Source organism: Streptomyces sp. TLI_55, assembly GCF_900206255.1.
Taxonomy (GTDB): domain Bacteria; phylum Actinomycetota; class Actinomycetes; order Streptomycetales; family Streptomycetaceae; genus Streptomyces; species Streptomyces aquilus.
On the sequence record NZ_OAOJ01000001.1, the window covers coordinates 932,629 to 954,498 of the forward strand.

18 protein-coding genes and 1 pseudogene are annotated in these 21,870 nt (G+C 72.2%); 11 read left to right on the forward strand and 8 right to left on the reverse strand.

Annotated features, from left to right (window positions below; translation table 11 throughout):
* Position 1: 1 nt before the first annotated feature.
* Positions 2-1,612: an apolipoprotein N-acyltransferase gene (lnt, locus tag CRP56_RS04450; RefSeq protein ID WP_097260420.1), complete on the reverse strand. Its 1,611-nt coding sequence runs from the start codon at positions 1,610-1,612 to the stop codon at positions 2-4.
* 269 nt (positions 1,613-1,881) lie between these two features.
* Here lnt and CRP56_RS04455 point away from each other — a divergent pair, with 269 nt between their 5' ends.
* Positions 1,882-2,952 carry an O-antigen ligase family protein gene (locus CRP56_RS04455; RefSeq protein WP_097260423.1) on the forward strand — a complete coding sequence of 357 codons (1,071 nt, stop codon included), beginning with the start codon at positions 1,882-1,884 and terminating at the stop codon, positions 2,950-2,952.
* Between the two features lie 2 nt (positions 2,953-2,954).
* Here CRP56_RS04455 and CRP56_RS04460 read toward each other — a convergent pair whose 3' ends face one another.
* Both CRP56_RS04460 and CRP56_RS04465 read right to left on the reverse strand, forming a co-directional pair.
* Entirely contained in the window at positions 2,955-3,500 is a 546-nt protein-coding gene (locus CRP56_RS04460; RefSeq protein ID WP_097260425.1) for a hypothetical protein, read from the reverse strand.
* A gap of 85 nt (positions 3,501-3,585) precedes the next feature.
* A complete protein-coding gene (locus CRP56_RS04465; protein WP_097260427.1) occupies positions 3,586-4,371 on the reverse strand; it encodes a glutamate racemase in 786 nt (261 codons plus the stop codon).
* 57 nt (positions 4,372-4,428) lie between these two features.
* Here CRP56_RS04465 and CRP56_RS04470 point away from each other — a divergent pair, with 57 nt between their 5' ends.
* Positions 4,429-5,604 (forward strand): glycosyltransferase, encoded by a 1,176-nt coding sequence (locus tag CRP56_RS04470; protein ID WP_257040009.1) that lies wholly within the window; start codon positions 4,429-4,431, stop codon positions 5,602-5,604.
* A gap of 7 nt (positions 5,605-5,611) precedes the next feature.
* Here the strand turns inward: CRP56_RS04470 and CRP56_RS04475 are convergent, their stop codons facing one another.
* Positions 5,612-6,910 (reverse strand): TerD family protein, encoded by a 1,299-nt coding sequence (locus tag CRP56_RS04475; protein ID WP_097260431.1) that lies wholly within the window; start codon positions 6,908-6,910, stop codon positions 5,612-5,614.
* Between the two features lie 296 nt (positions 6,911-7,206).
* On the opposite strand from CRP56_RS04475, the gene CRP56_RS04480 reads away from it, so the two are divergent.
* The 4 genes from CRP56_RS04480 to CRP56_RS04495 all read left to right on the forward strand — a co-directional run bounded on the left by CRP56_RS04480 (position 7,207) and on the right by CRP56_RS04495 (position 11,840).
* Complete coding sequence (locus CRP56_RS04480) at positions 7,207-7,641, forward strand: DUF6643 family protein (RefSeq protein ID WP_097260433.1); 435 nt, start codon at positions 7,207-7,209, stop codon at positions 7,639-7,641.
* A gap of 42 nt (positions 7,642-7,683) precedes the next feature.
* Entirely contained in the window at positions 7,684-8,511 is an 828-nt protein-coding gene (locus CRP56_RS04485) for an MOSC domain-containing protein (RefSeq protein ID WP_097260436.1), read from the forward strand.
* Between the two features lie 175 nt (positions 8,512-8,686).
* Positions 8,687-9,292, forward strand: coding sequence for an Rv1733c family protein (locus CRP56_RS04490; protein ID WP_097273720.1), 606 nt, complete (start codon positions 8,687-8,689; stop codon positions 9,290-9,292).
* A 109-nt stretch (positions 9,293-9,401) separates the two neighbouring features.
* Positions 9,402-11,840 (forward strand): right-handed parallel beta-helix repeat-containing protein, encoded by a 2,439-nt coding sequence (locus tag CRP56_RS04495; RefSeq protein ID WP_179850950.1) that lies wholly within the window; start codon positions 9,402-9,404, stop codon positions 11,838-11,840.
* A gap of 7 nt (positions 11,841-11,847) precedes the next feature.
* Here CRP56_RS04495 and CRP56_RS04500 read toward each other — a convergent pair whose 3' ends face one another.
* A complete protein-coding gene (locus tag CRP56_RS04500) occupies positions 11,848-14,133 on the reverse strand; it encodes a hypothetical protein (RefSeq protein ID WP_097260440.1) in 2,286 nt (761 codons plus the stop codon).
* Between the two features lie 271 nt (positions 14,134-14,404).
* Between CRP56_RS04500 and CRP56_RS04505 the strand changes: the two genes are divergently transcribed.
* Both CRP56_RS04505 and CRP56_RS04510 read left to right on the forward strand, forming a co-directional pair.
* Positions 14,405-15,217, forward strand: coding sequence for a DeoR/GlpR family DNA-binding transcription regulator (locus tag CRP56_RS04505; protein WP_097260442.1), 813 nt, complete (start codon positions 14,405-14,407; stop codon positions 15,215-15,217).
* 70 nt (positions 15,218-15,287) lie between these two features.
* Positions 15,288-15,794 (forward strand): SRPBCC family protein, encoded by a 507-nt coding sequence (locus tag CRP56_RS04510; protein WP_097260444.1) that lies wholly within the window; start codon positions 15,288-15,290, stop codon positions 15,792-15,794.
* Here the strand turns inward: CRP56_RS04510 and CRP56_RS04515 are convergent.
* On the reverse strand, positions 15,762-16,895 hold the full coding sequence (locus tag CRP56_RS04515) for a PLP-dependent cysteine synthase family protein (protein WP_097260446.1): 1,134 nt from the start codon (positions 16,893-16,895) through the stop codon (positions 15,762-15,764). The genes CRP56_RS04510 and CRP56_RS04515 overlap by 33 nt on opposite strands.
* 332 nt (positions 16,896-17,227) lie before the next feature.
* On the opposite strand from CRP56_RS04515, the gene CRP56_RS04520 reads away from it, so the two are divergent.
* The gene (locus CRP56_RS04520; RefSeq protein WP_059196871.1) at positions 17,228-17,551 is read left to right on the forward strand and encodes a hypothetical protein; all 324 of its coding nucleotides are present in this window, start codon (positions 17,228-17,230) and stop codon (positions 17,549-17,551) included.
* A gap of 187 nt (positions 17,552-17,738) precedes the next feature.
* On the forward strand, positions 17,739-18,281 hold the full coding sequence (locus CRP56_RS04525; protein ID WP_097260448.1) for an ATP-binding protein: 543 nt from the start codon (positions 17,739-17,741) through the stop codon (positions 18,279-18,281).
* Positions 18,282-18,434: 153 nt separating this feature from the next.
* Here CRP56_RS04525 and CRP56_RS04530 read toward each other — a convergent pair whose 3' ends face one another.
* Together CRP56_RS04530 and glyA are read right to left on the reverse strand one after the other, a co-directional pair.
* Complete coding sequence (locus tag CRP56_RS04530) at positions 18,435-19,817, reverse strand: L-serine ammonia-lyase (protein ID WP_097260450.1); 1,383 nt, start codon at positions 19,815-19,817, stop codon at positions 18,435-18,437.
* Positions 19,818-19,885: 68 nt separating this feature from the next.
* Entirely contained in the window at positions 19,886-21,142 is a 1,257-nt protein-coding gene (gene glyA, locus CRP56_RS04535; protein ID WP_097260452.1) for a serine hydroxymethyltransferase, read from the reverse strand.
* An 84-nt stretch (positions 21,143-21,226) separates the two neighbouring features.
* Between glyA and CRP56_RS46620 the strand changes: the two are divergent.
* A pseudogene (locus CRP56_RS46620) lies at positions 21,227-21,774 on the forward strand (IclR family transcriptional regulator).
* The last annotated feature ends 96 nt before the right edge of the window (positions 21,775-21,870 follow it).

Here is a 21,870-nt window from a genome sequence, read left to right on the forward strand (position 1 = left end):
CCTAACCGGCGACCTCTACCCGCCTGTTGCGCACGCGCGCCGAGATCGCCCAGGCCAGGCCGCCCGCGGCGACCAGGACCAGCAGCAGCTCGGGCAGGGTGCCGAGCTTGGTGGCCGGGGTCTCGGAGGAGCGCAGCGGGACCTTCTGCACGAGGGAGTCGGCGACGAACATGCCGGTCTTCTGGGTGATCCGCCCGTCCGGCATGATGATCGCGCTGACGCCGCTGGTGACCGGCACGGTCACGGTCCGGCTGTGCTCGACGGCGCGGACGCGGGACATGGCGAGCTGCTGGTAGGTCATCTCGCTGCGGTCGAAGGTGGCGTTGTTGCTGGGCACGGAGATCAGCTGGGCGCCGTCGGTGACCTCGGAGCGCACGGCCCAGTCGAAGGCCGCCTCGTAGCAGGTGACCAGGCCGACCTTGGCGCCCGCCATGGTGAACACGCCCGGCTTGGTGCCGCGGCTGAAGTCCTGGCGGACCATCGAGGTCCACTCGCTGTTGATCGCGCCGACGAGCGAGCGCAGCGGGAGATATTCGCCGAAGGGCTGGATCTGCCGCTTGTCGTAGGTGTCGGTCGGGCCCTTCACCGGGTCCCACAGGATCTGCTCGTTGTAGAGCTTGCCGTCGCGCTCGACGACACCGCCGACCGAGATCGGCACGCCCATCGCCTTGGCGGCACCCTCGATGACGGCGTACGCGTCGGAGTTGGCGAACGGGTCGACGTCGTCGGAGTTCTCCGGCCACAGCACGAAGTCGGGCTGGGGCACCTTGCCGGCCTTCACCTTCGCGGCCAGTCGCAAGGTCTCCCGCGCGTGGTAGTCGAGGACGGCGCGCCGCTGGGCGCTGAAGTCGAGGCCCGCGCGGGGCACGTTGCCCTGGATGAGAGCGACGGTCACGGTGCCGTTCTCGGCCTTGTCGCTGACCAGCGGGCGGGCGGCCAGCGCCCCGAGGACGGGGACGACGAGGCTCAGCAGGGCGACCACGGCCGCCGACCGGCGTATGTCCTGGCCGCGGCGCTTGGCGACGGCGACGCGGACGACGTCGTAGAGTCCGAAACCGCACAGGACGACCGCGAAGCCGAGCACCGGGGTGCCGCCCACCGCGGCCAGCGGCAGGAACACGCCGTCGGCCTGGCCGAAGGCGATCTTGCCCCAGGGGAAGCCGTTGAACGGCACACGCGCGCGTGCCGCCTCGCCGGCGATCCACAGGGCCGCCGACCACAGCGGCGCGCCGGGCAGCTTCGACACCGTGGCGATGCCCGCGCCGACCAGCGCGACGAAGATCGCCTCGATCGCCACCAGCGCGATCCACGGCCCGGGGCCGACCTCCACGCCGGTCCACACCAGCAGCGGCAGCAGGAAGCCGAGGCCGAAGAGGTAGCCGAGGCCCAGGCCCGCCTTCCAGCTGCGACCGCGCAGCACCCAGCCGAAGACGGCGAAGGCGGGAAGCGCGAGCCACCACAAGGTGCGGGGCGGGAAGCTGACGTAGAGGAGCACTCCGGAGAGCGCGGCGGCGAGGGCCGGGACGAAGCGCACGAGGCGGGCCCCGCGCGGGGCGGCGGCGAGCGGCTGAGCCTGGTCCGACTCGTCCACGGATGTTGCGGTGACGGTCACTCCGGGAGTGTACGGCGGGTGACCTGGGCACCGACAGCGCGGTCCACATGGCAGCACGGCCGTCGCCCCACTCCGCCGACCCGTACCACATCCGTCCTGCACAACTCGTCCACAAACCGTCCATCAGCGGTTACGGTGTGCCGGAGCCTTTGTCGTGCGGCCGGTCAGGCGGCGGTGCGACGGCGTACGGCCGGTCAGGCGACCGTACGAGCGGGCCCGGCACAGGTCGTGGGGAGACCGGTTCGGGGGGTCTGGTGAGATCCACGGAGATGACGTCTGCGTCCGATCCTGGAGAGGACGGCGACAGACGAAACGTTTCTGACGCTGCGGGTGTCGTGGTGCTCGGGGCCTGCGCCGTGTGGGCCCTGGTGACCGCGGCCGTGCACGACGGCCGTCCCGAGGGCGTGCTGCTGGCGGTCCTCGCGGTGGCCGCCGGGTACGCGGCGGGCCGGATCTGCGGTGCGCTCCTGCCGGTGGGGGCGCTGTGTGCTGCGGCGACGACCGGGGTCGGCCTGGTGGTGGCCACTCCACGGCTGTCCCCAGGGCCGGAGATCGTCGCGCCGCTCGGTCACGCGGGCGGCACCGCGGCGGTGCTGACCCTGTCCACGGGTGCGGCGTGCTGCGCCGCGTGGGCCGCGCGTACCCCGGCCTGGCGGCTCGGCCTGCGCGGCGCCGCCGCCGGGATCGTCGTGACGGCCGGGGTGCTCGGCTCGGTCGGCGGCTGCGCGGCGAGCGCCGCGGTGCTGCTGGCCTCGCTCGCCGCCGGCCGGATGCGCGGTCACCGGGGCGCGGGCTTCGCCGGACTGGCCCTGACGGCGGCTCTCACCACGGCGCTGCCCTGGGCGGTCGCCGGGAAGGCGCTGCCGGAGGGGCTCACTGTGTCGCTGGAGGGCCAGTTGACCCAGCAGCGGATCGACCTGTGGCACGACGCCCTGCACCTGGCGCACCACGACGCCGCGCTGGGCGTGGGCCCCGGCCGTTTCGGTGAACTCAGCACCACCGCGACCCGCACCCTGCTCTCCGACGGCAAGCCGCACTCTGCACCGCTGCAACAGGCGGCGGAACAGGGCGTCGTCGGCGTGCTCCTGCTGGCCGGGGTGTTCTGCTGGATGCTCTACACGCTGTGGCGCTCGCGGCGCCCGACACCGGTCGTGCTCACCGCCGGGGCGGCGCTGACGGTACTCGCGGCGATCGCCTCGGTGGGCAACGCCCTCAGCTTCACGACGGTGTCGGTGGGCGCCGGACTGCTGGCGGGACTGGCCACGGCCCGTCCGCTCACGGACGAGTCACCGCCGCCGGCGGCGGAGGTACGCCCCGCGGGTGACCGACTGACTCCGTGACCTCAGTGCGCCGCACCGGGCGTCCGCGACCGCAGCCGGTCCCGGATGATCTGGACGGCGGCCTCGGCGTCGTCCACGGTGATCGTGAACGTGTGTCCGTCCCACAGGCTCAGCCGGACGCCCTCACCGCGGCGGACGACGACGGCGGTGCCCTTCTCGGGCCGCCAGCGGTAGCCCCAGCCGCCCCAGTGCCGCGGGGTGACATGCGGGTCGACCTCGGCGCCGGCCACCGACGACAGGGGGATGCGGCGGCGCGGCAGGCCGATGTGGCCGCAGCGCACCTCCAGGGACTCCTCGTCGACCTTCAGGGCGACGTGCACGAACGCGAGCGTGCCGAACAGGACCAGCAGCCCGGCCGCGATGCAGCCGACGACGGCCATCGCGAGCGGGGCGATGCCGGAGGTCCAGGCCGAGTCGACGGCCAGCTCGATGCCGAGCGCCAGGCACGCGGCGCCGACGAGCGCCAGCAGCCACTGGAACCGGTTGGTGGCCCGACCGGTCCAGACAGGGGGATGCGGCACGTTCTCGCCGTGGGGGTGGTCCCTCATGCCTATGAGGTTACTCAGGTTTCGCCGCGCTGGTAGCGCGTCGCGGAGAGTGACCGGTTTGGACAGGGCCGTTCGCCGCCCCGGTTCACCGAGCGGGGGTGACCGCCTGGAGGAACCTTCCTTCTTCGTACGTCAGGGCGGTCTCCGGCAGGGCTTCCTGGCGTCCGCTGAGCAGGACGGTGAGCGTGCCCTGGGCCGCGGCGTCCGGTGCGGGGGCCGCGCCGACGCGGCGCAGGGCCTGGGCCGCCACGGCTCCGGCCGTGCCGTGCAGGATCAGCGGCGGGCGGCCGGGCTTCTGGACGGCCGCCCGGATGCGTTCGGCGACGAGTTCGTAGTTGGTGCAGCCGAGGACGACGGTCGTGACGTCCTCGGGCGTGAGCGCGGCCGCGGCGGCGACCGCGACGTCGACGGCCGCCTCGTCGGCGTGGTGCACGGCGTCCGCGAGCCCGGGGCAGGGCACCTCGGTGACGTCCACGCCGGCGGCGAACTGCTCGATCAGGCCGCGCTGGTAGGCGCTCCCGGTCGTGGCGGGGGTCGCCCAGATGGCGACGTGGCCGCCCCCGGCCGCGGCCGGCTTGATCGCCGGGACGGTGCCGATGATCGGCAGGTCCGGCTCGAAGCGGGCGCGCAGGGCGGGCAGGGAGTGCACGGACGCGGTGTTGCAGGCGACGATCAGGACATCGGGCGCGTGCTCGGCGGCGGCCGCGGCGACGGCCAGGGCCCGCTCGGTGATGTCCTCGGGGGTGCGCGGTCCCCACGGCATGCCGTCGGGGTCCCAGGACAGGACGAGATCCGCGTCGGGCCGCAGCCGGCGTACCGCGGCGGCGGCGGGGAGGAGGCCGAGTCCGGAGTCCATGAGCGCGATCTTCACCCGGCCACGATAGACGATGAGCCCTTGGCGGCCGGTCCCGTGGGGCAGACTGCGCCCGTGAGCGCCATCGCGTGGACCGCCGCCGTCTCCCTCGCCGCCTGGCTGTGGCTGTTGCTCTGCCAGGGCTTCTTCTGGCGCACGGACGTCAGACTTCCCGTACGGCGGGAACCGGACGGCTGGCCGTCGGTCGGTGTCGTCGTGCCCGCGCGCGACGAGGCCGAGGTGCTGCCCGCGAGCCTGCCGTCACTGCTCGCCCAGGACTATCCGGGACGAGCCGAGATCTTCCTCGTCGACGACGGCAGCACGGACGGCACGGGAGAACTCGCCCGGGAGCTGTCCCGGCGGCACGGCGGGCTGCCGCTGACGGTCAGCTCGCCGGGCGAACCGCCCGCGGGCTGGACCGGCAAGCTCTGGGCGGTGCGCCACGGCATCGGCCTGGCACGCGCGCGTGACCCCGAGTACCTGCTCCTGACGGACGCCGACATCGCGCACGCCCCCGACAGCCTGCGCGGTCTGGTCGCGGCGGCGCGCGCCGGCGGGTTCGACGTCGTCTCCCAGATGGCGCGGCTCCGGGTGGAGAGCACCTGGGAGCGCCTGGTCGTGCCGGCCTTCGTCTACTTCTTCGCCCAGCTGTACCCGTTCCGCCGGATCGGGAAGAGGGGATCGCGTACGGCGGCCGCGGCGGGCGGCTGTGTGCTGCTGCGCGCCGACGCCGCCGAGCGGGCGCGGATCCCGGACGCGATCCGGCACGCCGTCATCGACGACGTGGCACTGGCGCGGGCGGTCAAGGGCGCGGGGGGTCACATCTGGCTGGGACTGGCCGAGCGGGTGGACAGCGTCCGGCCGTATCCCCGGCTGCACGACCTGTGGCGCATGGTGTCGCGCAGTGCCTACGCGCAGCTGCGGCACAGCCTCCTGCTGCTGACCGGCACGGTGGCGGGGCTGGCCCTGGTCTATCTGGTGCCGCCCGTGGCGCTGGTCGCGGGGCTCGTGGCGGGCGATGCGATGGTGGCCGTCCTCGGCGGTGCGGCGTGGCTGCTGATGACGGGGACGTATGTGCCGATGCTCCGCTACTACCGGCAGCCGCTGTGGCTCGCTCCGCTGCTGCCGTTCACGGCGTTCCTCTATCTGCTGATGACGGTCGACTCCGCGGTGCAGCACTACCGGGGGCGCGGTGCGGCCTGGAAGGGCCGCACCTACGCACGTCCGGACACCGTCCCCGAGGAGGGGTGAGCGGGGGCTATTTGCGGCCGGGGGTCCAGTTCATGCCCCAGCCGTAGGCGTAGTCGACGGTCCGCTGCGGGCTCACGCCGCGCTCGGGCACCAGATAGCGGGCCTCGCGCTGGACGACGAGGTCGGAGCCGGTGTTGGTGATGAGGGCGAGCGCGCACACCGTCGAGGGGACGGTGCACTCGTCGAGCGAGAAGTCGATCGGGGCGCCGTACTGCGGCTGGAGGGTCACGGTGGCGTGCAGGTCGGCGAAGGAGCGCGCGCCCTCGTAGATGGTGACGAAGACCAGGATGCGGCGGAAGAGCTGCTTGTGGTCGAGGTTGATCGTGAGGTTCTCGCCGCTCGCCACGGCGCCGGTGCGGTCGTCGCCGTCGAGGTGGATGAACGGCGGCTGGTGCAGGGAGCCGAAGGCGTTGCCGAGGGCCTGGACGACGCCCTTGCTGCCGTCGGTGAGCTCGTACAGGGCGCACAGGTCGAGGTCGAGGTCGTTGTGCATGGCGACCGGGCGGCCGAGCTTCCCGGCCCACCCCGAGAACTGCTTGCGCACCTCCCAGTTGAGGTTGACGCGCATCGCGCCGGAGGTGCCGCCCTGCTTGGTCAGCGAGACCGAGGGGGACGCCTTGGTGAGCGTGACCTTCGTCAGACGGACCGGCTGGGCCGCGGCTGCCGGAGGGGCCACCGGCGGTGCGGCGGGCGGCGGCGGCATGGTCACCGGGGGCATGGGCGGGGGTGCGGTGACCGGGGGCGCCACGGCGGGTGCGGGCGGCGCCGCGGCGGCGGCGGCCTGCTGGGGTTCGTCCACCGTGATGCCGAAGTCGGTGGCCAGCCCTTCGAGTCCGCGGCTGTAGCCCTGGCCGACGGCACGGAACTTCCAGGCGCCCTGACGGCGGTAGAACTCGCCCAGCACGAAGGCCGTTTCGACGGTCGCGCCGGTGCTGTCGAAGCGGGCGACGGAGGTCCCCTGGGCGGCGTCCTTGACCTCGATGTGCAGACCCGGCACCTGTCCGAACGCACCGCCGTCGGCGGAGGCGGCCAGCACGATCGTCTCGACCGCGGGCTCCACGCGCGCGAGGTCGACGAGCAGGCTGTCGGTCACCTGACCGCCGGCGTTGCGCTTGCCCTCGTGCCGGACCGCGCCGGAGGAGTGCACGGGCTGGTTGTAGAAGACGAAGTCGCCGTCGGAGCGCACCTTGCCGCCGACCAGGAGCAGCGCCGACGCGTCGGCGTCGGGCACCCCCGGCCCGGTGCTCCAGCCCAATTCCACCCGCAGCGCCGTGGCCGGCACCGGAGTATTGGATCCCTTCGGCATTGACATGTCCGCCCCCATCACGTGACACCGCGCCAGGCATGTCCCGGCAGCCCATTGGTTCTCTACAGGGTCAACCTATTCCCCGTGACAGCGAACTCCCATGGCGCGCACAGAAAGATCGTTCTCCAACCGCCGGTAACCCGCCCGGAACTCGGCCTTTACAGGATCCGAACGCAGGTCGCAGTCCCTTTTTGCCGAGTTCGCTCGCATTGGGGATCCCAGGTCACGGCCGACACGGAAAACAACCCTCTTATCGGTCTCCCCAACCAGCACATCGTGGGCTTAACTTATGTGCCATGACCTCCCCCCGCTCCACTTATGGCGGCGGCTACTACTCCGCCTCCTTCCCGGACACTCCGATCTATGACTCGCTCGTGGCCGAGCGGGGCACCCCGCAGATCGCCCCGATCCGGGTCCCGGCCGAGTACGCCATGCCGAGCAGCAGCAATCTGCCCGCGCTGCCGTCCGCGCTGCCCGCCCTCCCGGCGGGACCGTCCCAGCCCTCCTACGGCTACCCGCAGGCGCAGCAGCCCTCGCCGCTGCAGCAGGCGCCCGCCGCCTACATCCCGCAGCAGGCGTCCGCGCCTCGCGGTTACCCCGGGCCGCAGCAACAGCAGCCGCGTCCCATGAACCAGGGCATGGGCTACGAGGCGATGCGCCCCGCGGCTCCCCGGCCCGCTCCGGCGCCGTACCAGGAGCCGTACAACAACCAGCAGTACCGCGGCTACTGAGCCGACCCCGGGACTGTCCGTGCCTGCTGGCACGATGGGTCCATGGGGAATGCGCAACTGCAGTCGATTCACGTACATCCGGTCAAGGCGTTCCGGGGCCTGGCGCCCCGGGAGGCCGCCGTGGAGCCCTGGGGTCTGGCCGGAGACCGGCGCTGGGCGCTGATCGACGACGGGGGAAAGGTCGTCACGCAACGCCAGCAACCGCGCATCGCGCTCGCCGCCGCCGAGCTTCTGCCCGGCGGCGGCGTTCGGCTGTCCGCACCCGGCATGGAGCCGCTGACGGTGCCGGTGCCGCGCCCGGGCGGCACCGTGCCGATGCAGATCTTCCGGGACAAGGTGGAGGCGGTACCCGCCGAGGACCCGGCCGTGCACGCCTGGTGCAGCGCCTACCTGGGCGCGGACGTCCGGCTGGTGCACATGGACGACCCGGCGACGCGCCGGCCCGTCGACCCCGAGTACGCGCGCGAGGGCGAGACCGTCAGCTTCGCCGACGGCTATCCGCTGCTGGTCACCACGACCGCCTCCCTGGACGCCCTCAACTCCCTGATCGCACAAGGTGATCACGCGGCCGAGGGACCGCTGCCGATGAACCGGTTCCGGCCCAACGCGGTCGTGTCCGGCACCGAGGCCTGGGCCGAGGACCACTGGTCGCGCCTCGCGATCGGCGAGGTCGAGTTCCGCGTCGCCAAGACCTGCGGCCGCTGCGTCGTGACCACCACCGACCAGGACAGCGCCGAGCGCGGCAAGGAGCCCCTGCTCACACTCGCCCGCCATCGGCATCTGGGCGGCAAGCTGGTCTTCGGGCAGAACCTCGTCCCCCTCACACCGGGCGTGATCCGCGTCGGCGACCCGGTCACGGTCCTGGAGTAGAAGAGATCCGTTCGAGGACCGCTCGCGGGAACTAGCTCCAGGGGGCGTGGCGTTGGCATGTGTGAGAAGTTCATAAGAAGGGCCCGGCGCGGGTGATTTCCCTCTCTCTTCGCCCGGCTCCGCGGGTGATCTGCCGTCCCGAGAGTTATCACGGAACGGGAAGGGGGTGCGGACGGTGCGAGCGATCAGCGGACTCTGGCGCTGGCGGCACAATCCGCTGCGCCGTGCGACCGACCTCGCCGAGGCCTGGGTCGCACTCGCGGCACTGCTGCTGATCCTGGTCGTCACACCGCTGGTCGGCGCCGTCGTCGGCGGCGTGGCCCAGGACGCCCTGCAGCAGTCCGTCCGGCAGCAGCAGACGTCCCGCCATGAGGTCACGGCCACCGTGGCGCGCGTGCTGGGCCGTTCCCCGCTGGACGCCGATCCCGAGACGACCACCGGCAGGGATCTGCGCAGCCGCGTCCTCGCCGACTGGACCGCGCCGGACGGCACCGCGCAGCACGGCCCGGCGCTGGCGAACCTCAAACACCCGCACCGGGGCGACCGGTTCGCGATATGGACGGACGCCCACGGCCGCATAGTGGCCCGCCCCCTGGACTCCGCGACCGCCACCACGCACGCGGTGCTGGCCGGGGTCGGCGCGACCCTGCTCGGCATCGGTCTCGTCGAGGGCAGCAGGCGGGTGATCGTCTGGCGCATGGTCCGTCGCCGGTACGCCCGTTGGGACCAGGCCTGGGCCAAGGCGGGCCCGGACTGGGGCAGGACCGGGACCGGCAGCTGACCGCCTTCCCACTCTGGTCAACCCACCACCCGCACGCACGCTACGGTGGACCGGCCGAGGCATTCGGCATCCAGACCCGCGTACCACGAGGTGGGGGCACAGCAACGCCATGGCACAGGGCACGGTCCAGGTGACGCACACCGGCACATCGCGGTGGCGGCGCCGCACGGGTGAGTACGCGTCGCTCGCCGCCGCCCTGGAGGCCGCGGCCGACGGCGACGTCCTCACCATCGCCCCCGGCACCTACCGGGAGAACCTCGTCGTGCAGCGGCCGGTGACCCTGCGTGGCCCCGAGGGCTCGCCCGGTTCGGTGCGGATCGCGCCGCTGGACGGGGTGCCGCTCACCGTGCGGGCCTCGGCCGTGGTGCAGGACCTGCATGTGGAGGGCCAGGACGCGGCGGCACCGGCGCTGCTCGTCGAGGAGGGCACCCCGGAGCTGACGGACATCCGGATCGTCACCCGGTCCGCGGCCGGCATCGAGGTGCGCGGCGGCGCCCGCCCGACGGTGCGGCGCTGCACGGTCGACAACCCGGCCGGCGTCGGCATCGCCGTACTCGACGGCGGGGGCGGGGTGTTCGAGGAGTGCGAGGTCGTCGCCGCCGGTCAGGCCGGTGTCGCGGTCCGCGGCGGCGGCCACCCGCGCCTGGAGCGCTGCCGGGTGCACCACGCCTCGGGGGTGGGGCTTTCGGCGACCGGCGAGAACTCCGCGCTGGAAGCGGTGGGTTGCGAGGTCTACGAGGTGCGGGGCAGCGGCGTCCAGGTCACGGGCCGGGCCACCGCGCATCTCACCGACTGCGATGTGCACCGCACCACCGCCGACGGGGTCACCCTCGACACGGACGCCGTGCTGACCCTGGCCGACTGCCGCATCCACGACATCCCCGAGAACGCGGTGGACCTGCGCTCGCGTTCGGTCCTCACGCTGACGCGCACGACGGTGCGTCAGTTCGGGCGCAACGGCCTGTCGGTGTGGGACCCGGGCACCCGCGTGGACGCCAACCAGTGCGAGATCTTCGACAGCACCGGCGACTACCCGGCGGTGTGGGTCAGCGACGGCGCGACCGCGGTGCTGGACTCCTGCCGGGTGCACGACGTTCCGGACGCCCTGTTCGTCCTCGACCGCGGCTCCCGCGCGGACGTGGTCGACAGCGACCTCTCCCAGGTGCGCAACACGGCCGTGTCGGTGAGCGACGGCGCCACCGCCCAGCTCGACGACTGCCGGATCCGCGACGCCGCGACCGGCGCCTGGTTCCGCGACCACGGCAGCGGCGGCACCCTCAACAACTGCACGGTGGACGGCACACAGACGGGCGTGATCGTCACCAAGGGCGCCGACCCCACCATCGAGCGCTGCACGGTCGACTCCCCCGCCGAGGCCGGCTTCTACGTCTCCGCGGGCGGCCGGGGCAGCTTCCTCAACTGCCGTGTCACGGGCAGCTCCGGCTACGGCTTCCACGTCATAGACGGCTGCCGCGCGACCCTGCGCAAGTGCCGTACGGAGCGGTGCGCGCGCGGCGGCTACGAGTTCGCGGACGCGGGGCCCGACACCGGTTCCGGCACGGGTCCGATCGTCGAGGACTGCACGAGCGACGAGAGCGCGGGCCTGCGGCCCCCTGCCGCTGTGGAGACCGCCGTGCTGACGGCGAGCCAGTCCCCCGGCCTGCTCGGCAGCATCCCCGGGCAGCGCACCACCGAACAGGAACCGCTGGTCACCCCCGCCGAGCCGGAGCAGCCTGCGCGCACCTCGAAGGCCGTCCTCGGTGAACTCGACGCGCTGGTGGGCCTGGAGTCCGTCAAGCGCGAGGTGCGGGCGCTCACCGACATGATCGAGGTCGGCCGCCGCCGGCAGCAGGCGGGCCTCAAGGCGGCGTCCGTCAAACGGCATCTGGTCTTCACCGGCTCCCCCGGCACCGGCAAGACCACCGTCGCCCGGCTCTACGGCGAGATCCTCGCCTCCCTCGGTGTGCTGGAGAAGGGTCATCTCGTCGAGGTGTCCCGCGTCGACCTGGTCGGCGAGCACATCGGCTCGACGGCGATCCGCACCCAGGAGGCCTTCGACAAGGCGCGCGGCGGCGTGCTGTTCATCGACGAGGCGTACGCGCTGTCCCCGGAGGACTCCGGCCGTGACTTCGGCAAGGAGGCCATCGACACGCTCGTGAAGCTGATGGAGGACCACCGGGACGCGGTCGTCGTGATCGTCGCGGGCTACACGGCCGAGATGGAGCGCTTCCTGTCGGTCAACCCCGGTGTGGCGTCCCGCTTCTCGCGGACCATCACCTTCGGCGACTACGCGCCCGACGAACTGCTGAGGATCGTCGAGCAGCAGGCGGACGAGCACGAGTACCGGCTGGCGCCGGGTGCGCCGGAGGCCCTGCTGAAGTACTTCACGGCGATCCCGAAGGGCCCCGCGTTCGGCAACGGCCGCACCGCCCGGCAGACCTTCGAGGCGATGGTGGAACGGCACGCGAGCCGGGTCGCCCAGGTCGAGGAGCCGAGCAAGGACGACCTGACGCTGCTGTTCGCGGAGGACCTGCCGGAACTCCCCTGACCTGGCGCTACCGCTGCGCCGGTACGTCCGGTCGCAGCCTCGCCAGCAGTTTCGCCCGCTCCTGCGCGAACGCCGGGTCGGCCTGGTAGTCGGAGTGACCGAGGATCGGTGCCGGCAGCGGGTGTTGCTCGGTGCGGCCGTAGGCGAGGGGGTCCTTGAGGGGTTCGTGGTCGACCTCGGGGCCGCAGTCGCCGGACAGGCGCATGGGGCCGCCGATCGGGTCGGTGGGCCGGTACAGATTGCGCCAGCAGGCGACGTCGTGGTGGAGGGCGCTGAGGGCGGCCGGTCCGAAGTGGGCGGGGAACCAGCGGCCGTAGAGGCGTTCCAGCGGTGAGCCGTAGGTGAGCAGGGCGACCCGCCGGCGGTCGGCGGGGGTCAGTTGCCAGGCCGCGGCGGCGGCGAGGACGCTGCCCTGGGAGTGCCCGGAGATCACCAGGCGGCCGCCGGTGGCGCGGGTCCAGGTGGCCACCCGCCAGGTGAGGTCGGGTACCGCGCGCTCGGCGTAGCAGGGCGGCGCGAAGGGGTGGGCGGCGCGCGGCCAGAAGGTGCCGACGTCCCACAGGATGCCGATGGTGCGGCGCGCGGAGGGGTCCTTGTAGGCGCGCCTGCCCCAGGTCACGAAGAGTATGAAGCCGAACCCGATCAGCCAGGAGCCGAGCGCCTGCGAGGTGTCGGCGGCCCCCTGGAGGAAGGCGTACGAGTCTCCCGCCGCCTCGGCCGGCACCTTCTGCGTCGTCATCGCGCCGACCAGCGCGCCCGCGCCCAGGAACAGGGTGACGGCGGAGGTGACGCCGAGGATGCGCGGGGTCCGGTCGGTGAGGGTGGCCAGGGCGCGGGCGGTGGCGATGCCGCGGGAGCGGGCCCGGTCCTTGGGTTCTCCCGGGTAGTCGGTGTCGATGGCGGTCAGCTCGGCCCGGCGCAGCCGCCAGGCACGCCGCCCCAGCCAGCCACCGAGCACGACCAGAACGACGAGGAGCGCCGGGATGACGGAGGCCTGCCAGGTCAGCAGGACCGGCGGGCCGGGGATCGAGGCGCCGGTGCCGTCCAGCCAGTCGGCGACCCGCTGGGAGACCCCGCCGGACATCACCCCGCCGAGCGCGCAGGCCAGCATCGCGACCGCCGGGCCGCCGAGGCCGCGCATCGCGGCCCGCGGGTCGGGGTGCGTGCGGTGCAGGACCCGGGCGACGACGGCCAGGACGATCACGATCAGCCCCTGGGTCAGGGCGATGCCGCCGAAGGTCGCGTCGCCCGGCAGCCGCCCCCGCGACTCCCACCCCGGCCGCTCCCAGCCCGCGTACACCAGGGTGAGCAGGAGCAGCCCGAGCGCGGCGAGCGGCAGACGTCGTACGAGATGCTCGTCGAGCTCCCGGTCGAGGCGGTGCTCAGTGCGGCCTCGGCGGCACACCACCCAGACGACGACCGCCCCGCCGGCGGCGATCGCCAGGAGCAGCAGCCGGCCGAGCGTGTCGAGCGCGGCTGGCCCGCCCGTGCGGCGGTCGAAGCCGGCCGGCGCCGAGGCGACGGCCGCGGCGACGGTGAGCAGGGCCGCGGCGGTGTGCGCGGCGCGCAGCCGGGCCACCAGCCGGCGGCCGTACCAGAAACCGGGGCGGCCGAGGGCGGTGCGGGCGGTGTCCTCGTCGTGCTCGGCCGGGTGGGTCAGGGGCTGCTGGGACTCGTATGCGTTCCAGGTGCGGTGGGACAGGTACCACAGCAGGCCGGTCAGCGCGGCGGGCAGCAGGGCGGCGACGGCGATGCGGCGGCCGGGGCGGCTCCACCAGCCGCCGTCGGAGACGGTCGGGGACAGGAAGCCCAGCCAGGTGTGCCGGTCGGCGCACGCGCGCGTGCCCGCGCACTGCCATGCGGTCAGGTCGAGGGCGACCTCGCAGACCGCCGCGACCAGCAGCACCGTCAAGGTCAGGGCGGCGAGTCGCACCAGCAGCCCGTACAGGCGGACCGTCCGGGTGCGGCCGCGGGCGCTCGGGCGCATCCAGTGGGCGAGGTTGACCACCATGAACGGCAGCAGCAACAGCCACAGCGCGCGGGAGGAGTTGCCGGAGGTCAGATTGCACCAGACGTACGCCTCCGGCACCGGCTCCTCGCCGCGCCCCTCCGGTCGTCCGGTGTCGGCGTCGACGTCCTCGGCGCGCCGGAAGACGGCCGCCGTGTCGTCGCCGGTGATCCGTACGGTCCGCGGATCGTCGAGCATCTTCTCGGGCGTCGTCCCGCCCACCCCGTGGACCAGCAGCTCCAGGGCGGAGCCGGTCGTCGAGGCACGTTCCTGCGCACGTTCCACTGTTTCGCTCTACCCCCGTGACGCGGCGTCTGCATGTGCCGGTGCGGGCTCAAGGATCTCCGCCGGGACGGGCTCGTGCACCCCTCGTCACGGAATCTCCCCGATCCGTGTGACAGACGGGGTGACGACGGGGTGAAGGTGACATGCGCGCGTCGTGACAGTCGGTGCCGCGACCCGTACCGTCCCGTGCGAGGATGGAACGTCCGCGGGCTGGTGGGAGCCGGTGCGCCGGGCGTGTCGAACGGAATGCGGCGAAAGGACCGGAGCGTACGTGAGTGAGAATCAGAACCTCCTCGCGGAGCAGCGGCGCGCCCTCATCCTGGACGAGGTGCGGCGCCGCGGCGGCGTCCGGGTCAACGAGCTGACGCGCAAGCTCGGCGTGTCGGACATGACGGTGCGCCGCGATCTCGACGCGCTGGCCCGGCAGGGCGTCCTGGAGAAGGTGCACGGCGGCGCGGTGCCGGTCGTCGAGGCGAGCACCCACGAGCCGGGCTTCGAGGCCAAGTCGGGTCTGGAGCTGTCGGCCAAGGAGGACATCGCGCGCGCGGCGGCCGAACTGGTCGCGCCGGGCAGCGCGATCGCCCTGTCGGGCGGTACGACGACGTACGCGCTGGCCCATCATCTGCTGGACGTGCCGGATCTGACGGTCGTCACCAACTCGGTGCGCGTGGCCGACGTGTTCCACGCGGCGCAGCGCACCTCGGGCCCACGGCAGGGCGCGGCGACGGTCGTACTGACCGGCGGTGTGCGCACCCCGTCCGACTCGCTGGTGGGCCCGGTCGCCGACCAGGCGATCGCGGCGCTCCACTTCGACGTGCTCTTCCTCGGTGTCCACGGCATATCGGTCGAGGCCGGTCTGTCCACGCCGAACCTCGCGGAGGCGGAGACCAACCGCCGCCTCGTGCAGTCGGCGCGCCGGGTCGTGGTGGTCGCCGACCACACCAAGTGGGGCACGGTGGGCCTGAGTTCGTTCGCGGCGCTGGAGCAGGTCGACACGCTGGTGACGGACGCGGGGCTGCCGACGGCGGCGCGCGAGGAGGTCGCCGAGCATCTGCGGCGGCTGGTGGTGGCCGGCGAGGCCTGAACCGGTACAGACAGTTGATGGTGCGTCAGCTACGGTGACACCCTCCGTTCACTACGAGGAGGGTGGGGCCATGGCGCACCAACTGCGCGAGGTGGGGCTCGACTTCGTCGAGCGGGCACCCGTACGGCTGGTCTTCGCACGGGACATGTCCGCCCCTCCGGAGCAGGTCTTCCGGGCGCTCGCCGATGATGTGCCGGGCTGGGCGGAGTGGTTCGCCGCGGTGACGCTGGCCCGGCCCACCGGCGAGGGCACCACCCGCGAGATACACCTCAGGGGCGGCGGGCGTTTCCAGGAGACGATCATCGCGGCCAAGGAGCCGGAGGTGTACGCCTACCGCGTGGACGTCGCCAATGTGCCCGGCGTCCGGACCCTCGTCGAGGAGTGGCGGCTCGCCCCCTCGGGCACCGGCACCCATGTGCGCTGGACGTTCGCCACGGACGGCACCGCCGCCTACCGCCTCGCCATGAAGCTCGCCGCGCCCGGACTGGGGCGCGCGTTCCGGGACGCGGCCACCGCCCTGGACCGGCGGCTGACGAAACAGGCCTCAGCAGGGCCAGACGCCGGTCTCCAGCAGTGAGTCGATCGCCGCGCTGTACGGCGTGATGTCCAGGCCCTGCTCGGCGAGCCACGCGTCCGAGTAGTACTTGTCCAAGTAGCGGTCGCCCGGGTCGCACAGCAACGTCACCACGCTCCCCTGCCGTCCCTCGGCCACCATCTCGGCGACGATCTTCAGCGCGCTCCACAGGCCGGTCCCGGTCGAACCGCCCGCCTTGCGGCCGATCGCCTTCTCCAGCGCGCGGACGGCGGCGACGCTGGCCGCGTCCGGGACCTTCATCATCCGGTCGACGGCACCGGGCACGAAGCTCGGCTCCATGCGCGGCCGGCCGATGCCCTCGATACGCGAGCCGCAGTCGCAGGTGACGTCCGGATCGCCGGTGGTCCAGCCCTCGAAGAAACAGGAGTTCTCCGGGTCGGCGACACAGATGCGGGTGTCCCGCTGCGTGTAGTGGACGTACCGGGCGAAGGTCGCCGAGGTGCCGCCGGTGCCGGCCGTGGCCACGATCCACGCGGGCTCCGGGAACCGCTCCAACTCCAGCTGGCGGAAGACGGATTCGGCGATGTTGTTGTTGCCGCGCCAGTCCGTGGCCCGTTCCGCGTAGGTGAACTGGTCCATGTAGTGGCCCCCGGTGTCGACCGCGAGGCGGGCCGACTCCTCGTACATCTTGCGCGAGTCGTCCACGAAGTGGCACTGCCCGCCGTGGAACTCGATCAGGCGGATCTTCTCGGCGCTCGTCGTGCGCGGCATGACGGCGATGAAGGGCACCCCGATCAGCCCGGCGAAGTAGGCCTCGGAGACCGCCGTCGAACCGCTGGACGCCTCGATCACCGGGCGGTCCGGCCTGATCCAGCCATTGCACAGGCCGTAGAGGAACAGCGAGCGGGCCAGTCGGTGCTTGAGGCTGCCGGTCGGGTGGGTCGACTCGTCCTTCAGGTAGAGGTCGATGCCCCACCGCTCGGGCAGCGGGAAGCGCAGGAGATGCGTGTCGGCGGAGCGGTTGGCGTCGGCCTGGACCTTGCGGACGGCCTCTTTCAGCCAGTCGCGGTAGGTCGCGTCGCTGCGGTCGACGTCGAGGGTGTCGAGGGTCTCGCCCGTCCGGGACTGCTGGGGAGTGCTCACAGCGATGCTCCTAAGGAGGTGGCGTCGACGGCGGACCGCGCTGTCGACGCCATCGATCATAAACACCTTCCGCACGCTTCTCACCTGCATAAACACACCTTTGAGCACCCCAAAGGCCACCCTGTAGGGCACGCTTCGCAGCGCCCCCGGGGGCGCATTCGGACGAGTGCTCCGGGCGCCCGGAGCGAGCGCCTCATGCGCACTGGTGCTCGACGCCTGGTGCGGGCAGACTTCACCGGACGGGACGCGGGTCCCCACGGGGGGCACACTGGATCACGCAGACAGCCGGTCACGGGCCGGCCCGACGAGGGCGCACTAGGGGGCGGGGAGACATGGCGGAACCGGAGTTCAAGGCCACGGGCGTGCGGATCGGGAAGCGGCTGCGCTCCCTCACCCGGGCCGGTCAGGTCCGGATCAGCGACGGCCGACTGGAACTGCTCACCAGCTACGGCAGCGAGATCGACAGCGCGCCGGTGCAGGCGGTGCGCGCCTCCAAGCCCTGGTTCGCCGCCGACGACCGGGCGCTCGCCGACCTCAACGGCAAGCGGTACCTGCTCACGCTCGGCGACCACGACCCCGCTCCGGGCGAGCCGGGGCCACCGGCGGCGCGCCGGTTCATCGAGGCGGTACGGAAGGCTGCGGGACGCAATCGGTGAGCCACCGCGAGTTGCGGCACCTCACCCCTTGAGCCACGCTGTTCTCACGTCACTCTGGGTTTACCGGCGATAACGCTGCGAACCAGCCCGCCGGGCATGGCAGCAGGCGGCCGTTTCACCAGGCACCCTGCTGGATCGATCCGAACTCCGTGTTCTTCCGGACCTCTTCAGTCGGGGAGTCGCAGCCGTGATCAGTCACCCAAGCAGGCACTGCACGGTGGAGCTGCAAGCCCTGCCGTCGCGGATCGGCCAGGTCCGCAGAATCGTCTCTGCGCAGTTGCGCTACTGGCATCTGGACCCCCTCATAGACCGAGCTGCGCTCGGTGTGACGGAGTTGCTCACCAACGTCCACCGGCACGCCCAGCCCGACAAGATGTGCACCGTGGAGATCGAGCTGCTGCTCGACCGGCTCACGGTCTCGGTGCACGACCACGACCCGCGTCTGCCGGCCGTGGACACCATGACGGACGACGACTCGCTCGCCACGTGTGGACGTGGGCTCGCGATGGTGGCCGCCGTCAGTGAGAGCTGGGGGGTGCGCCCGGAGGGCGACGACGGAAAGGTCGTCTGGTTCGCGCTGTCCGCGCCCGCCGTGGTGGGCGCCGGTACCTCGCGGCCGTCGCGGCGTGCGGGTGGGGAGAAGAGCGGGCGGGTGTTCGCCGAGATCGAGCACGCCGTCGACGGCCGCAGGGCCGAACATGCTCCCGCCCGGTCGGCCGTTGCCGGCTGACCGGGCGGTGACAGGCCCTGCCGCCCTGAGGACACGGGCTGGAGCCGGCGCTCGCATGGGCGCTGGCTTTGGCGTTGGGCCGACGTGTACACGTCCGCCGTAGCCAACGCGGCAGCGGTCACCGAAGGGCCGGGCATGCCGGACGCCCCGGCCTCAGCACTCGATGACGTTGACGGCGAGGCCGCCGCGGGCGGTCTCCTTGTACTTGATCTTCATGTCGGCGCCGGTCTCCTTCATGGTCTTGATGACCTTGTCGAGGGAGACGTGGTGCCGTCCGTCGCCGCGCAGGGCCATCCGCGCGGCGGTCACGGCCTTCACCGCGGCCATGCCGTTGCGTTCGATGCACGGGATCTGGACCAGGCCGCCGACCGGGTCGCAGGTCAGGCCGAGGTTGTGTTCCATGCCGATCTCGGCCGCGTTCTCCACCTGCTCCGGGGAACCGCCCAGCACCTCGGCGAGACCGCCCGCGGCCATCGAGCAGGCCGAGCCGACCTCGCCCTGGCAGCCGACCTCGGCGCCGGAGATGGAGGCGTTCTCCTTGAAGAGCATGCCGATCGCACCGGCGGCGAGCAGGAAGCGGACGACGCCGTCCTCGTCGGCTCCCGGCACGAAGTTGACGAAGTAGTGCAGAACGGCCGGGATGATGCCCGCGGCCCCGTTGGTGGGCGCGGTGACGACCCGGCCGCCCGCCGCGTTCTCCTCGTTCACGGCCATCGCGTAGAGCGTCACCCACTCCATCGCGCGGGCCAACGGGTCGCCCTCGCCGCGCAGTTGGCGGGCGGCAGCGGCGGCCCGGCGGCGGACCTTCAGACCGCCGGGGAGGATGCCCTCGCGCCCCAGCCCGCGGGCGACGCAGGCCTGCATGACCCGCCAGATGTCGAGGAGCCCGGACCGGATCTCGTCCTCGGTGCGCCAGGCCTTCTCGTTCTCCAGCATCAGCGCGGAGATCGACAGGCCGGTCTCCTTCGTCAGGCGCAGCAGCTCGTCGCCGGTGCGGAACGGGTACGCCAGGACGGTGTCGTCGACCTTGATGCGGTCGGCGCCGATCGCGTCCTCGTCGACGACGAAGCCGCCGCCCACCGAGTAGTACGTCTTCTCCAGCAGCGGCGCCCCGTCGGCGTCGTACGCGAAGAGGATCATGCCGTTGGCGTGGTACGGCAGCGATCGCCGCCGGTGCAGGACCAGGTGGGTCGAGGCGTCGAATTCGATCTCGTGGGCGGGCCCGATCTCCGCGCCGAGCAGCCGGATGCGTCCGGTCCCGCGAATGCGTTCGACGTCCAGGTCGGCCTGGGCGACGTCGACCGTGTGCGGCTCGTTCCCCTCCAGGCCGAGCAGCACCGCCTTGGGCGTGCCATGACCGTGGCCGGTGGCACCGAGGGAGCCGAAGAGCTCCGCGCGGACCGCGACGGTCTGGGCGAGCAGGCCGTCCGTCTTCAGCCGGGCGGCGAACAGCGCGGCGGCACGCATGGGTCCGACGGTGTGCGAACTGGACGGTCCGATGCCTATGGAGAACAGGTCGAAGACGCTGATTGCCACGCCATGCTCCGTGGGACGGGAGGGATGTGCCGACGGGTCATGGGCACGCCCCTGCGGGAGGGGGTCGGTTACCGGGCGGCGTACAGCGGGTGCTTGTCGGCCAGGGCCTTGACCCGGGCCTTGAGCGCCTCGGCGTCGTACGACGGCTTCAGGGCCGCCGCGATGACGTCCGCGACCTCGGCGAAGTCCTCGGCCGTGAAGCCGCGGGTGGCCAGCGCCGGGGTGCCGATGCGCAGGCCCGACGTCACCATGGGCGGGCGCGGGTCGTTGGGGACGGCGTTGCGGTTGACCGTGATGCCGACCTCGTGGAGACGGTCCTCGGCCTGCTGCCCGTCCAGCTCCGACTCACGCAGGTCCACCAGGATCAGATGCACGTCCGTGCCACCGGAGAGCACGTTGACCCCGGCCTCGCGGGCGTCCGCGGCGGTCAGACGCTCGGCGAGGATGCGCGCACCCTCCACCGTACGCCGCTGGCGCTCCTTGAACTCCTCGCTCGCGGCGACCTTGAAGGACACCGCCTTCGCCGCGATCACATGCTCCAGGGGGCCGCCCTGGAAGCCCGGGAACACGGACGAGTTCAGCTTCTTCGCGAAGTCCTTCTTCGCCAGGATGATCCCGCCGCGCGGCCCGCCCAGCGTCTTGTGGGTCGTGGAGGTGACCACATCGGCGTACGGCACGGGGTTGGGGTGCAGCCCCGCCGCGACCAGACCGGCGAAGTGCGCCATGTCCACCCACAGGAACGCCTCGACCTCGTCGGCGATCCGGCGGAACTCCGCGAAGTCCAGCTGCCGCGGATACGCCGACCACCCGGCGATGATCACCTTCGGGCGGTGCTCCTTGGCCAGGCGCTCCACCTCGGCCATGTCGACCAGACCGGCGTCGTCCACGTGATAGGCGACCACGTTGAACTGCTTGCCGGAGAAGTTCAGCCGCATGCCGTGGGTGAGGTGGCCGCCGTGCGCCAGGTCCAGGCCCAGGATCGTGTCGCCGGGCGAGGCCAGCGCGAACAGGGCGGCCTGGTTGGCCGAGGCACCGGAGTGGGGCTGGACATTGGCGTACTCGGCGCCGAACAGCTCCTTGATCCGGTCGATGGCGATCTGCTCGGCGACATCGACGTGCTCACAGCCGCCGTAGTAACGCCGGCCCGGGTAGCCCTCGGCGTACTTGTTGGTCAGGACCGAGCCCTGCGCCTCCATGACCGCGAGCGGGGCGAAGTTCTCCGACGCGATCATCTCGAGGGTGGACTGCTGCCGGTTCAGCTCGGCGTCGACCGCCGCGGCGATCTCCGGGTCGAGCTCGTGTAGGGGCGTGTTGAACAGGGTCATCGGCGGTCTCCTGCTGCTCATGCGGGTTCCTGACCGGTGTTGTCTCGCATAACACAACCTCGATCGCTATACGCAACATGGTTTCTGTGTGGCACAGGGGTTGTCAAGGGAGCGGTCGTACATCTGTCGGCCGGCGTGCAGTCCGTCGACCGTGCTGTCAGCGTCCTGGAGATCCTCGCCCAGCGCGGCGAGGCGGGGGTCAGTGAGGAGATCGGCGAGACCGTCAACATCGCTGTCCTGCAGGAGCACTTCGCGGTCAACCGCCGGCAGCACGGCATCGCGCTCCTTCTCTGACAGGTGGGCCAGCAGAACCTGGGACCGCGTACCTGATGGAGTCCAGCGGCAAGTCCGGAATGAAGGGGCTGACGCCGCGCACACTCACCTCCCGGGCAAAGCTGGATGAGGACCTGGCCCAGGCGCGCGAGCGCGGATACGCCGTGACGCTGGAGGAGTTGGAGGTCGGGCTGCACGCCGTGGCCGCCCCGATCCGGGCCCGGGACGGCGAGGTTGTGGCCGCCCTCAGCGCCTCGGGGCCGGCGTACCGCTTCACGGAGGAACGCGTTCACGAACTCGCGCCGTTGTTGGTGAAGGGCGCGCGGGAGATCAGCCATCGGATGGGCTGTCTGGGCTGAGCCCACGAGATCAGCCGTCGGATGGGCGACTTGCGTGAGGCGCCCATGAGCACGGGACGGCTGAGCGCGTGGCAGGCCTCCTTCGACCGAGCGGCA